Here is a 12,030-nt window from a genome sequence, read left to right as displayed (position 1 = left end):
TGAACCCGCGCGATCGGTGATCGACCTAAAGATTGATGGCTGGAGCTGACCTGACAACATGCTGCGCGTCATATCCCTGACCCTCGTCGCCGTGCTCGCCGGCTTGGCCGCCTGGAGCTCGATCGCGGCGGCCGGTCCGCAATCCGGCGACGACCTCGCCATTTGCCGCGACCGCCAGGCGGATGCGCAGGCCTGCGACAATCTGCTCAACGCCGACCGTGTCACCGGCAAGGACAAGGGCATCGCGCTCTCCGTGCGCGGCAAGACGCTGATCAACAAGCGCGACTACGTCCACGCGATCGAGACCTTGTCCATGGCCGTCGATCTCGATCCCGACAACGTCGTCACGCTCAATTTGCGCGGCCTCGCCCATGAGCGGACGGGCCAGGACGACCTTGCGATGGCGGACTACAACCTCGCGCTCCAGAAGCGTCCGACCTACGGTGTCCCCTACAACAACCGCGGAATCATACAGCTGCGCCGGGGTGCGCTGCAAAGCGCGCTCGACGATTTCAACCTGTCGATCAAATACGCGCCCAAGTTCCTGCTCGGCTACACCAACCGCGCCCGCGTCCGCACGCTGATGAAGGATTTTGACGGTGCGATCGCCGATTTCGCGGAGGCCGAGAAGATCGAGCCGGCCGCGCAGCAGATCACCGGCAACCGCTGCATCACCTACGGCATGATGGGCAAGTTCGACCAGGCCTTCGCCGACTGCAACGGCTTGATCGAGAAGCAGCCGAAGAACACTTACGCGATCAACAATCGCGCCGACGTCAACATGTTGAAGGGCGATTTCGACGCCGCGCTGAAGGACTACAACACGGCCATCCAGATCAACCCGAACAACGTCCGGGCACATTCAGGCCGCGGCCAGATCTACGAACGCAAGAAGGATCTCGCCCAGGCCCGCGCCGACTATCGCGCGGCAGCCTATTCGCTGACGAAGTTCGACGAGCTCGATGTCGCGCGCGCCCGCGCGATCGCGCGGGAACGGCTCGCCGCGCTGACACCGCAGGCGCCGGCCGGATCAACGGGGCGCCGTGTGGCGCTTGTGATCGGCAACGGCGCCTACAAGAACGTCCACGCCTTGCCCAACCCGCCCCGCGACTCGAAAATGATCGCAAGCGTGCTGCGCGATGTCGGCTTCCAGACCGTGATATCCGTCAGCGACCTGACCCGCGACAAATTCTTCGAAGCGTTGCAGACGTTTGCCGCCGAGGCGGAAAAGGCGGATTGGGCGGTGGTCTATTACGCCGGCCACGGGTTCGAGATCGGCGGCGTCAACTATCTCGTTCCTGTCGACGCCAAGCTCGCTGCGGACAGGGACGCCGAGACCCAGGCGGTTGCGCTGGAGCAGGTGATTGCCGCCGTCGGCGCCGCGCGAAAGGTGCGTCTGGTGATGCTGGATGCCTGCCGTGACAATCCGTTCGCGCCGACCATGCAGCGCACGCTGTCGCTGAAGTTGGTCGACAAGGGCTTTTCCAACATCGAGCCCGGCGCCGGCTTCATGGTGGTCTACGCCGCCAAGCACGGCGAGACCGCGATGGACGGCGATGGCGGCGCCGACAGCCCGTTCGCCACCGCGCTCGCCCGCGAGATCAAGGTGCCGCGCGTCGAGATTCGAAAACTGTTCGACATCGTCCGCGACGACGTCTGGATTGTGACCAAGCACGAGCAGCAGCCGTTTTCGTACGGCTCGCCGCCGGGGCGCGAGGATTTTTATTTCGTCGCGGGGAAGTGAGAGAGCAAATGAAGCCGCGATGCCGGTATCGTAGGGTGGCAAAGCAAAGCGTGCCCACCGTTCTTACCGCGTGCTTGGACGAATGGTGGGCACGGCGCTTCGCGCCTTGGCCCACCCTATAGCCGCGGAGCTTTAAACCACAATGCTCAGCCGCTTCGCCGCCCGCGTGATCCCGGTATACAGCCACCTCGCTCGGCTCTCCTGAAACGCAAAGCTCTCGTCGAATAGCACGACGTCGTCCCATTGCGAGCCCTGCGACTTGTGCACGGTCAGCACATAGCCGTAGTCGAACTCGTCATAGGGCTTGCGTTGCTCCCAGGCGATCGCCTCGACGCCGCCCTCGAAGCAGTCGGCGCGCACCGAGACCTTCGTCACCTTGTGGCCAAGATCCTCGTCCGGCGACAGCCGCATGCTGAGAATGCGCGATTTCGAGCGCGTGGTGTTGCGCGATTTCACGCGCCACAGGCCGCCGTTGAACAGGCCCTTTTTGCGGTTGTTGCGCAGGCACACCAGCTTGTCCCCGGCGACCGGAAAGGTGTCCTCGATGTTCTGGCGCTGACGCACCCGCATATTGTACGCGCGCCGCGTGTTGTTGCGGCCGACCAGGACCTGGTCGGCGCTCATGACGCGGTCGGGATCGAGCTCTTTGCGCGATACCACCTCGCTCTCGCCGTAACGGCCGATATCGAGCTCGCGGCCCTCGCGGACGTCCATCGACATCCGGACGATCGGATCGTCCTGGGCCTGGCGGTGCACCTCGGTCAGCATCGCATCGGGCTCGGAATTGGTGAAGAAGCCGGCGCCCTGGATCGGCGGCAGCTGAGCGGGATCGCCCAGCACCAGCAGCGGGCAGTCGAATGACATCAGGTCGCGGCCCAATTCGGCATCGACCATCGAGCATTCGTCGATCACGATCAGCTTGGCCTTCGAGGCCGGGGCGTCGTCCCACAGCTCGAAGCTCGGCTGCTCCTCGCCGGATTCGCGGGTGCGATAGATCAGCGAATGGATGGTGGAGGCCTCGTCGCAACCCTTGTTGCGCATGACCAGCGCCGCCTTGCCGGTGAAGGCAGCGAATTTCACCTCGCCGTCGACGCCGTCGGCAATGTGCCGCGCCAGCGTGGTCTTGCCGGTGCCGGCAAAGCCGAACAGGCGGAACACCGGCGGCGTGCCGTTGCGGCCGGGTTTTGCCTTCAGCCAATCGCCAACGGCTTTGAGTGCGGCATCCTGATGCGGGGTGAATGTGGCCATGTCTGTCTTGAGGAGGGGCGAAACGGAGCGATTCGCAATCCCCAAAACTAACCATTCGCACCGCCGGTTCAAGCGCAGGACGATCGCATTTAACTGCCGTTTCCGTGCCGCCCATCCTTCGAGACGCCCGCCTTTGGCGGGCCCTCAGGATGAGGACGGAGTGCGCGGCAGCGCTTTCGACAGGCAAAGATGCCGCTCAGCCTCGTCCTGAGGAGACCGCAAAGCGATGGTCTCGAAGGACGAGGCGCTCGCTCAGGCCAAGCGGCCCAAACATGCGCTTACGGCGTACACTGCTACGTGTGGTCGAGGAATCGTTCTCCCGCACGACGGAATTGCTGCTCCGTAGACAGCGCCGCCTCGCGCATTAAGATGCGCGCAAGAACAATAAGCGGGCAAGAAAACTTGGGAGAGACGTCGTCATGAAGTTCGGCATCTTCTATGAGCTGCAACTGCCAAGGCCTTGGGTGGCCGGCGATGAGCTCAGCCTCTACCAGAACGCGCTCTCGCAGATGGAACTCGCCGACCGGCTCGGCTACGACCATGCGTGGGTTGTCGAGCATCACTTCCTCGAAGAATACTCGCATTCGCCCTCGCCGGAATCCTTCCTCGCGGCGGCCAGCCAGCGCACCAGGAACATCAGGCTTGGCCACGGCATCCTTCAGCTCACCACCAACCATCCCGCCCGCGTTGCCGAGCGCGTCGCCGTGCTCGACCTGCTCTCCAACGGCCGCTGCGAGTTCGGCATGGGCGAGAGCGCGTCCATTACCGAACTCACGCCGTTCGGACGCGACATGGAAACGAAGAAAGAAGTTTTCGAGGAAGCGGTCAGTGCGATCTTCCCGATGTTCAAGGACGCGGGCTCCGAGCATCACGGCAAGTACTTCGACATCCCATTGCGCAATGTCGTGCCGAAACCGGTGCAGAAGCCGCATCCGCCGCTGTGGATGGCCTGCTCGCAGCTGCCGACCATCGAACGTGCCGGCCGTCACGGCTTTGGCGCGCTCGGCTTCCAGTTCGTCAGCGCGGACGCCGCGCACGCCTGGGTGCACGCCTATTACAACGCCATGACCAAGCGTCTCGCAAAGCTCGCCGACTACGAGATCAACCCGAACATGGCGTTGGTGTCGTTCTTCATGTGCGCGAAGACGGATGAGGAGGCCCGCGCCCGCGCCGACGGCGCCACCTTCTTCCAGTTCGCGCTGCGCTTCTACGGCGCCTCGCAGAACCGCCAGCGTCCCGCGCCCTACACCGTCAACATGTGGGACGAGTACAACAAGTGGAAGCGCGACAATCCCGAGGCGCAGGAGGCCGCGCTGCGCGGCGGCCTGATCGGCTCGCCCGAGACCATCCGCAGGAAGCTGAAGCGCTTCCAGAGCTCGCATATCGACCAGGTGATCCTGCTTAATCAAGCGGGCAAGAACAGTCACGAGCATATCTGCGAATCGCTCGAGCTGTTCGGCCGCGAGGTGATGCCGGAGTTCCAGAACGATCCCGCGCAGGAAACCTGGAAGCAGGGCGTGATGAGCGGCGAGATCAAGCTGGAAGAGATCGACACGGAGGCCTTCACCGACCGCTACGGCAAGCTCGCCGTCACCGTCGCGCCAGCGAAGGCGGCGGCGGGGTAGGGCGTCTTCCGGCCCGCGATCTTTGCTGATAGGCTTCGGCAAAACGCGGCAGGGAGAGAACGATGCGGTCCCGCGGGACAGGCTCAGGCTCAAGCTTGGCGGCCGGCGACATCGCGCCCGCGGTGCTCGCGATCGGCCGCCCCGACTTTCCAAATGTCCTGATCGACACGCTGCGTCGGCAGGCCGATGTCGGGCATTGCATGGTGTTCGCGTTGAGCCGTGCCGGCGCCGCACACTGCCTGCTCGATGCCGGCAACATCCCGATCGGCGGCGATCTGGGCGCGGCCTATGCCGGGCAGTTCCACGAATCCGACCCCAACCGCGATGCGCTGTTCGAAGGGAAGGGGCGCGCGCCGATCGTACTGCCGGCCTTCGCGCCCCGCATGTACGGCGCGCGCTACCGAAAAATGTTCTTTGTGGATTCCGGCATCGTGGACAAATGCGCGACCGCGATCTGGGTCGACGACACCTGCTTCTACGTCAATTTCTATCGGATCGCCGCCCAGGGCCGCTTCAGCGCCGAGCAGCATGAGCGGCTCCGAACCATTGCACCAGCAATTGGCGCGAGCGTGGCGCGCCATTTCCAGCAAGGCGCGGCGACCACCGATCAGACTCTCGCCACGCTGTTTGCGACGCGCACGCCGCTCGCCAGCCTCACCTCGCGCGAGCAGGACGTTTGTCGTCGCATCCTCTCCGGCTTCAGCTCCGAGGCGATCTCGCAAGCACTCGGCATCAGCCTGCATTCGACGCTGACCTACCGCAAACGCGCCTATGAGCGGCTTGGCATCTCCTCGCAGAGCGAGCTGTTTGCCATCGTGCTGCGCCTGCTGGCTGGCCCCCGCAGCCTGAATTGAGGGTGCTTCAGGTCCGCGAAGAGTTCGGCGTTAACCATCTCCACGGTTCCAGTCTGAGCGAGATCGCTTCGAAGTTTCTTAAATTTTGCCGCGTACCTCTCTTGGGCATGGTGACCTGGGGAGAGAGATGAGTAAGCGGGCCAAACGTGGAAAGGCAGAGACGTTCGCGCTGCCTATGGCCGGGAGAGTTGCGATTGGCGCCGTGGCCATCGCGGCATTGGGGTACAGTTTGCTGTCTCGCCCGGCGAGCGTGCAACCGATCCGAAAACCGTCTGCAAACCAAGCCATGGCGTCGTCAACTCCGGTTTACGTGTCAACTCCAGTTCATGCATCAGCGCCGGCTCCGGCTCCGATTCCGGCCCGGACGCCTCAAGTCGAACCACCAAAAGCTGCTGACGGTCCCGGAGCATTTGTTCGGCAGGTCATTGACTACACCAGCCACCAGGCGCCGGGCACCGTGATCATCGATACCGGAAACACGTTCCTTTATTTCGTTCTGAACGACAGGCAAGCGATGCGCTACGGCATCGGTGTTGGCCGCGAAGGTTTCACGTGGTCCGGTGAACAGACTGTGGCCCGTAAAACAGAATGGCCGGATTGGCGTCCGCCTGCGGAGATGGTTGTGCGTCAGCCTTATCTGCCGCGGTTTATGGCGGGCGGCCCCGGCAACCCGCTCGGCGCTCGGGCGATGTATCTGGGCGAGACCGAGTATAGAATTCACGGCACCAACAAGCCCGATACGATCGGGAAGCGGGTTTCGTCTGGCTGCATCCGCCTGACCAATGAAGACGTCGTGGACCTTTTTGAGCGGGTGAAAATCGGAGCGAAAGTGATCGTGCTTCCGACAACCGCTGCCCGTCGACCATCCGAGGGAGCACCGCCCGACGCCGCTTCCCGATCGCCGGACCCGGCATTGCTGTCGAACCGACCCTCGGCAACTAACGCGCAGATGCAGTCATCTGGACCGAAGATTGCCGAGGCCCAGTAACTCCAACTCCGTCCGTCCCTATCGCTAGGGACAGACCCGGGTCGCGGAGTTCGCTAGTCTGTCCTGAAGCACAGGAGAATTCAGGGGAGGCCGTCTTGAGCACCGCGCCGCGCATCGACATCGACCCTGTCGCGTTCTGGGCCGACCCCTACCCGATGCTCGCGACAATGCGTAAAGAGGCGCCGATCGCCTTCGTACCGCAACTCGGCTCGACGCTGCTGACGCGCCGCGACGACATCTCGATCTCCGAGAAGCAGATCGACGTGTTCTCCTCGCACCAGCCGGCCGGCCTGATGAATCGGCTGATGGGCCACAACATGATGCGCAAGGACGGCGAGGCGCACCAGGTCGAGCGCCGCGCGATGTTTCCGACGGTGTCGCCGAAGACGGTGAAGGCGCACTGGACCGCGCAATTCCAGGCGCATGCTGACCGCATCATCGATGCAATCGTTCCGGGCAGCCGGATCGACTTCATGCGCGACTTCGCGCTGCCGTTCTCCGGCGAATGCCTGAAGTCCATTACCGGCCTCACCAATATCGGCTTTGGGGACATGGATGCATGGTCGGAGGGCATGATCGAGGGCATCGCCAACTACACCGGCGACGCGACCGTCGAGGCGCGCTGCCATGCGGCGACATCAGGCATCGATGCGGCGATCGACGACATCCTGCCGGTGATGCGCAAGCATCCTGACCGGAGCATCCTTGGCGTGCTGCTCGCTTCGGGCATGTCGATGGAGAGCGTGCGCGCCAACGTCAAACTCGCGATATCAGGCGGCCAGAACGAACCGCGCAAGGCGATCGCCGGCACGGTGTGGGCGCTGCTGTCCCATCCCGAGCAGCTCGATCTCGTGCGCAAGGGCGAGGTGACCTGGCTCCAGGCCTTCGAGGAATATGCCCGCTGGATCTCGCCGATCGGCATGTCGCCGCGGCGCATCGCAAAGCCGTGGAGCATCCGCGACGTCTCGTTCGAACTTGATGAGCGTGTGTTCCTGATGTTCGGCTCGGCCAACCGTGACGAGAAGCATTTTGAGCGCGCCGACCAGTTCGACGTGCGGCGTGATACCGCCAAGAGCATCGCGTTCGGCGCCGGTCCGCATTTTTGCGCCGGCGCCTGGGCCTCGCGCGCCATGATCGCCGATGTCGCGCTGCCGACTTTGTTTGCACGTGCCCAAAAGCTCGAGCTTGCCGACGACGAGCCGGTGCGGATCGGCGGCTGGGCGTTCCGCGGGCTGCAGAATTTGCCGGTGAGGTGGCTGCATTAGCCCGCCAGAGGCGGGTCCATCCCGAACGCCGCCACGATCTCATCTTGCCCCCGTTTTGCCCGACGAGTCAAACGAATTTCGGATATACGTAAGTCATTGTTTTCGCACACCCCGGCTACTGTGCATGGGGTTGTTTTCGCGGTTTTTGGTCCGGTCACGAGTCGTGAGACCCAACGCGCTCGGCATTCACATCCGCGTGCAGAAAAATTCCATCTTCATTCGCTCCACCGCTTGAAAGATTAATCGTGCGCGCGGCACCGGGCGCAGTGCTCGCATCGCTATTTTCTCGCGCGTCTCGACACCTCCGATAAGTCGCACCATCATTTGGGCAAGATGAATGATGACGGCCACGTGCGGCCGGGAGTGCGGAATGCAGCGTCGGGACTTTCTCAAATTATCCGTCGGAACTGCGGCAGTCGCTGCATTCGCCTCGCGCGCCAAAGCGCAAGGAACGTCACAAAGCGCGGTGAAGGAAATTCGGGTCGGCTACCAGAAGACCGGCGTGCTCGTCATCACGCGCCAGCAGGCGTCCTTGGAAAAACATTTCAATCCGCAAGGCATCGAGGTGAAATGGGTCGAGTTTTCCTCGGGGCCTCCGATGATGGAGGCGATGAATGTCGGCAGCGTCGATTTCGGCTCGGTCGGCGATTCCCCGCCGGTGTTCGCCCAGGCCGCGGGCGCGGCAATCGTCTATGCCGCCGGCCAGCCCATCACCAACGGCCAGGGCATTTTGGTGCCGAAGGGCTCGCCGATCCGCACCATCGCTGACTTGAAGGGCAAGCGCATCGGCTTCACCAAGGGCTCCAGTGCCCACAACATCGTGGTGCAGACGCTGGAAAGGGCCGGTCTCACCTACGCCGACATCACGCCGGTCTATTTGACGCCGCCGGATGCCGGGCCTGCCTTTGCCAATGGCAGCATCGAGGCCTGGGCGATCTGGGATCCGTATTTTGCGATCGGCGAGACCAAGCAGGGCGGCCGCATCCTGATCAATGCACGCGAAGTCACCAAGACCAATTCCTTCTACATCGCCAACCGCGATTTCGCGAAGAACCACGGTGCGATCCTGCAACAGATCGTCGACGTGACGACGGCGGCCGGCAAATGGGCCGAACAGAACCGCGACGAGGTCGCGAGATCGCTCGCCGCGATCACCGGCGTCCCGCTGGATATCCAGACCGTCGCAGCCAATCGCGCGAACTTCGTGGTCGGCCCCGTCACCGACGACATCGTCGTCACCCAGCAGGGCGTTGCCGACCGCTTCTACAAGCTCGGCCTGATCCCCAAGCCGATCGTCGTTCGCGACATCGTCTGGCGCAACCCGGCAGCCTGATCGTGCCGACCGATCTTCCCATCCAGAAGGGTTTGAACATGAGACGTATCATTCAGCGTCTGATCGCGGCCATCGTGCTGTCGATCGGCATCGTCGCCGCCGCGGTCGGCACCTCCTACGGTCAGGACAAGGTGGTCCGCATCGGCTATCAGAAATACGGCAAGCTGGTGCTGCTCAAGAGCAAGGGCACGCTGGAGCCGAAGCTCGCGGCCGACGGCTACAAGGTGGTGTGGACCGAATTCCCCTCCGGCCCGCCGCTGCTCGAGGCGCTCAATGTCGGCGCGATCGATTTCGGCAACACCGGCGAAGCCCCGCCGATCTTCGCGCAAGCCGCCGGCGCCCCGATCCAGTATGTCGCCTACGAGCCGCCGGCCCCGAAGGGCGAGGCGATCCTGGTGCCGAAAGACAGCCCGCTGAAGTCTGTCACCGATCTCAAGGGCAAGAAGGTCGCGCTCAACAAGGGCTCCAACGTCCACTATCTCCTGGTCAAGGCACTGGAGAAGGCCGGCGTCAAATATTCCGAGATCGAGCCGGTATTTCTGGCGCCAGCCGATGCGCGCGCCGCCTTCGAGCGCGGCGCGGTCGATGCCTGGGTGATCTGGGATCCGTTCCAGGCCGCCGCGGAGGCGGCGACTGGCGCACGTACGCTCGCTGACGGCACCGGCATCGTGGCGAACTACCAGTTCTATTTCTCCTCGAAGAAATTCCTCGAAGCCAATCCGAAGGTCATCGACGCCGTGCTGGCCGAGCTGAGCGCGGTAGACGATTGGGCCAAGGGCGACATCCACGCGGTTGCCGAGCAGCTGGCGCCCGCGATCGGCCTGCCGGTCCCCGTGGTCGAGGTGGCGCTGAAGCGGCAGGCCTACGGCATCAAGCCGATCACCGACGCCGTCGTCGCCGATCAGCAGCAGGTTGCCGACGCGTTCTTCGCGCTCAACCTGATTCCCAAATCCATCAAGATTTCCGACGTGGCGCGGAAGCCAGGATCATGAGCAAGCACATGAGCAAGCAAGCAAACGCCAACATCCTCTGGTTCCTGCCGACCCACGGTGACGGCCGTTATCTCGGCACCGGCGTTGGCGGCCGCGAGGTCAATTTCAACTATCTACGCCAGATCGCGCAGGCCGCCGACCAGCTCGGCTATTTCGGCGTGCTGCTGCCGACGGGACGGAGTTGCGAGGATTCCTGGATCGTCGCCTCCTCGGTCGCGCCGTTCACCGAGCGGCTGCGCTATCTCGTGGCCGTCAGGCCCGGCCTGCAATCGCCGAGCGTGGCCGCGCGCATGACCGCGACGCTCGATCGCATCACCAACGGCCGGCTTCTCGTCAACGTCGTCACCGGTGGCGATCCCGTTGAGAACAAGGGCGACGGCATCTTCCTCGGCCATGACGAGCGCTACGAGGTCACCCGCGAGTTTCTCAACGTCTATAGCGACGTGCTCGCCGGCAAGACCGTCAATGTCGAGGGCAAGCACATCCATGTCGAAGGCGGCAAGCTGCTGTTTCCTCCGGTGCAGTCGCCGCGGCCGCCGCTCTATTTCGGCGGCTCGTCGGATGCCGGTATCGACGTCGCCGTCGACGCCGTCGACAAATATCTCACCTGGGGTGAGCCGCCGGCGCTGGTCGCGGAGAAGATCGCCAAGGTGAGGGAGGTCGCCGCAGCACGTGGCCGAAAATTGTCCTTCGGCATCCGGCTCCACGTGATTGTCCGCGAGACCAATGACGCGGCCTGGCGTGCGGCCAATGAACTGATCAAGCATGTCAGCGACGAGACCATCGCGACCGCGCAGAAGAACTTTGCGCGGATGGATTCCGTCGGCCAGCAGCGCATGGCACAGCTGCATGGCGGCAAGCGCGACAAGCTCGAGATCGCTCCGAACCTGTGGGCCGGTGTCGGCCTCGTGCGCGGCGGCGCCGGCACGGCACTGGTCGGCGACGCCCAGACCGTCGCGGCCCGTATCAAGGAGTATCAGGACATCGGCATCGATACCTTCATCATGTCGGGCTACCCGCATCTGGAGGAAGCCTATCGCTTCGCCGAGCTGGTGTTCCCGCTGCTTTCGCTGGAGCAGCCCAGCAACGTGACCAAGCTTCACTTCAACGGCGGCCCCTTTGGTGAAACGGTCGGAAGCGACTTCCGTCCGCAGCACAAGGTGTCGCAGTCATGAGCCTGATCGACAGCGTTTCGCTTCCGCGCAGCTTGCGTCTGCCGCGCCTCGACGGCCTGATCCAGTGGATCGTGCCGCTCGCCATCATTGCGATCTGGCAGGTTGCCAGCGTCACCGGTTTTGTGCCGACGCGGGTGCTGCCGGCGCCGAGCGACGTCATGCTCGCAGGCTGGAAGCTGCTGCTCTCCGGCGAGCTCGTGCGCAACATCTGGGTCTCGTTCTGGCGCGCCTCGATCGGCTTTTTGATCGGCGGCAGCATCGGCTTCGCGTTCGGTCTCGCCAACGGCCTGTCGCAGCTCTCCTCAAAGCTCACCGACACCACGCTCCAGATGGTGCGCAACGTGCCGCATCTGGCACTGATCCCGTTGGTCATTTTGTGGTTCGGTATCGACGAGAGCGCGAAGTTGTTCCTGGTGGCGCTCGGCGTGTTCTTCCCGATCTACCTCAACACGCTGCACGGCATCCGCACCGTCGATCCCCAGTTGATCGAGATGGGCCGCATCTACGGCATGAGCGATGGCGAGCTGTTCCGGCGCGTGATCTTCCCGGGCGCGCTGCCCTCGATCTTCGTCGGCATCCGCTTCGCGCTCGGCATCATGTGGCTGACCCTGATCGTCGCCGAGACCATCGCGGCGTCTTCGGGCCTCGGCTACATGGCGATGCAGGCGCGCGAGTTCATGCTGATCGACGTCGTCGTGCTCTCGATCCTGATCTACGCGCTGCTCGGCAAGCTCGCCGACAGCGCCTCCCGCGTGCTCGAGCGCCTGACGCTCTCCTGGCACCCCGCTTATTGGAAATGTTGAGAG

10 protein-coding genes are annotated in these 12,030 nt (G+C 63.6%); 9 read left to right on the top strand and 1 reads right to left on the bottom strand.

The window, feature by feature from the left end; translation table 11 throughout:
* Positions 1–58 precede the first annotated feature (58 nt).
* On the top strand, positions 59–1,744 hold the full coding sequence (locus tag ABIB00_RS24075) for a caspase family protein (protein ID WP_354106087.1): 1,686 nt from the start codon (positions 59–61) through the stop codon (positions 1,742–1,744).
* A gap of 132 nt (positions 1,745–1,876) precedes the next feature.
* Here ABIB00_RS24075 and ABIB00_RS24070 read toward each other — a convergent pair whose 3' ends face one another.
* On the bottom strand, positions 1,877–2,992 hold the full coding sequence (locus ABIB00_RS24070) for an ATP-dependent DNA helicase (protein WP_354106086.1): 1,116 nt from the start codon (positions 2,990–2,992) through the stop codon (positions 1,877–1,879).
* Positions 2,993–3,411: 419 nt separating this feature from the next.
* Here ABIB00_RS24070 and ABIB00_RS24065 point away from each other — a divergent pair, with 419 nt between their 5' ends.
* From ABIB00_RS24065 to ssuC, 8 genes are all read left to right on the top strand, one after another.
* Positions 3,412–4,617 carry an LLM class flavin-dependent oxidoreductase gene (locus ABIB00_RS24065; protein WP_354106085.1) on the top strand — a complete coding sequence of 402 codons (1,206 nt, stop codon included), beginning with the start codon at positions 3,412–3,414 and terminating at the stop codon, positions 4,615–4,617.
* 62 nt (positions 4,618–4,679) lie between these two features.
* On the top strand, positions 4,680–5,471 hold the full coding sequence (locus ABIB00_RS24060) for a helix-turn-helix transcriptional regulator (protein WP_247447541.1): 792 nt from the start codon (positions 4,680–4,682) through the stop codon (positions 5,469–5,471).
* Positions 5,472–5,598: 127 nt separating this feature from the next.
* Positions 5,599–6,459: a L,D-transpeptidase gene (locus ABIB00_RS24055; protein ID WP_247447542.1), complete on the top strand. Its 861-nt coding sequence runs from the start codon at positions 5,599–5,601 to the stop codon at positions 6,457–6,459.
* A gap of 95 nt (positions 6,460–6,554) precedes the next feature.
* A complete protein-coding gene (locus tag ABIB00_RS24050; protein WP_354106084.1) occupies positions 6,555–7,724 on the top strand; it encodes a cytochrome P450 in 1,170 nt (389 codons plus the stop codon).
* Between the two features lie 370 nt (positions 7,725–8,094).
* Positions 8,095–9,057 carry a sulfonate ABC transporter substrate-binding protein gene (locus tag ABIB00_RS24045; protein ID WP_247343266.1) on the top strand — a complete coding sequence of 321 codons (963 nt, stop codon included), beginning with the start codon at positions 8,095–8,097 and terminating at the stop codon, positions 9,055–9,057.
* 38 nt (positions 9,058–9,095) lie between these two features.
* Positions 9,096–10,049, top strand: a complete 954-nt coding sequence (locus tag ABIB00_RS24040) for a sulfonate ABC transporter substrate-binding protein (RefSeq protein ID WP_354106083.1) — start codon at positions 9,096–9,098, stop codon at positions 10,047–10,049.
* An 8-nt stretch (positions 10,050–10,057) separates the two neighbouring features.
* Positions 10,058–11,224, top strand: a complete 1,167-nt coding sequence (gene ssuD / locus ABIB00_RS24035; RefSeq protein WP_354106082.1) for an FMNH2-dependent alkanesulfonate monooxygenase — start codon at positions 10,058–10,060, stop codon at positions 11,222–11,224.
* Positions 11,221–12,027: an aliphatic sulfonate ABC transporter permease SsuC gene (gene ssuC / locus ABIB00_RS24030; protein WP_354106081.1), complete on the top strand. Its 807-nt coding sequence runs from the start codon at positions 11,221–11,223 to the stop codon at positions 12,025–12,027. The genes ssuD and ssuC overlap by 4 nt, the downstream gene beginning before the upstream one ends.
* Positions 12,028–12,030 lie beyond the last annotated feature (3 nt).

Source organism: Bradyrhizobium sp. LB14.3 (genome assembly GCF_040547985.1).
In the GTDB taxonomy this organism is placed as follows: domain Bacteria; phylum Pseudomonadota; class Alphaproteobacteria; order Rhizobiales; family Xanthobacteraceae; genus Bradyrhizobium.
Note: the sequence above shows the minus strand (reverse complement) of the source record. Positions and strands in the feature narration are given on the sequence as shown.

What these genes read in the sequence shown, in the direction of transcription:
- ABIB00_RS24075 (WP_354106087.1), top strand. Translation starts at nt 59, where the DNA reads ATGCTGCGCGTCATATCCCTGACCCTCGTCGCCGTGCTCGCCGGCTTG.
- ABIB00_RS24070 (WP_354106086.1), bottom strand. Translation starts at nt 2,992, where the DNA reads ATGGCCACATTCACCCCGCATCAGGATGCCGCACTCAAAGCCGTTGGC.
- ABIB00_RS24065 (WP_354106085.1), top strand. Translation starts at nt 3,412, where the DNA reads ATGAAGTTCGGCATCTTCTATGAGCTGCAACTGCCAAGGCCTTGGGTG.
- ABIB00_RS24060 (WP_247447541.1), top strand. Translation starts at nt 4,680, where the DNA reads ATGCGGTCCCGCGGGACAGGCTCAGGCTCAAGCTTGGCGGCCGGCGAC.
- ABIB00_RS24055 (WP_247447542.1), top strand. Translation starts at nt 5,599, where the DNA reads ATGAGTAAGCGGGCCAAACGTGGAAAGGCAGAGACGTTCGCGCTGCCT.
- ABIB00_RS24045 (WP_247343266.1), top strand. Translation starts at nt 8,095, where the DNA reads ATGCAGCGTCGGGACTTTCTCAAATTATCCGTCGGAACTGCGGCAGTC.
- ABIB00_RS24040 (WP_354106083.1), top strand. Translation starts at nt 9,096, where the DNA reads ATGAGACGTATCATTCAGCGTCTGATCGCGGCCATCGTGCTGTCGATC.
- ssuD (WP_354106082.1), top strand. Translation starts at nt 10,058, where the DNA reads ATGAGCAAGCAAGCAAACGCCAACATCCTCTGGTTCCTGCCGACCCAC.
- ssuC (WP_354106081.1), top strand. Translation starts at nt 11,221, where the DNA reads ATGAGCCTGATCGACAGCGTTTCGCTTCCGCGCAGCTTGCGTCTGCCG.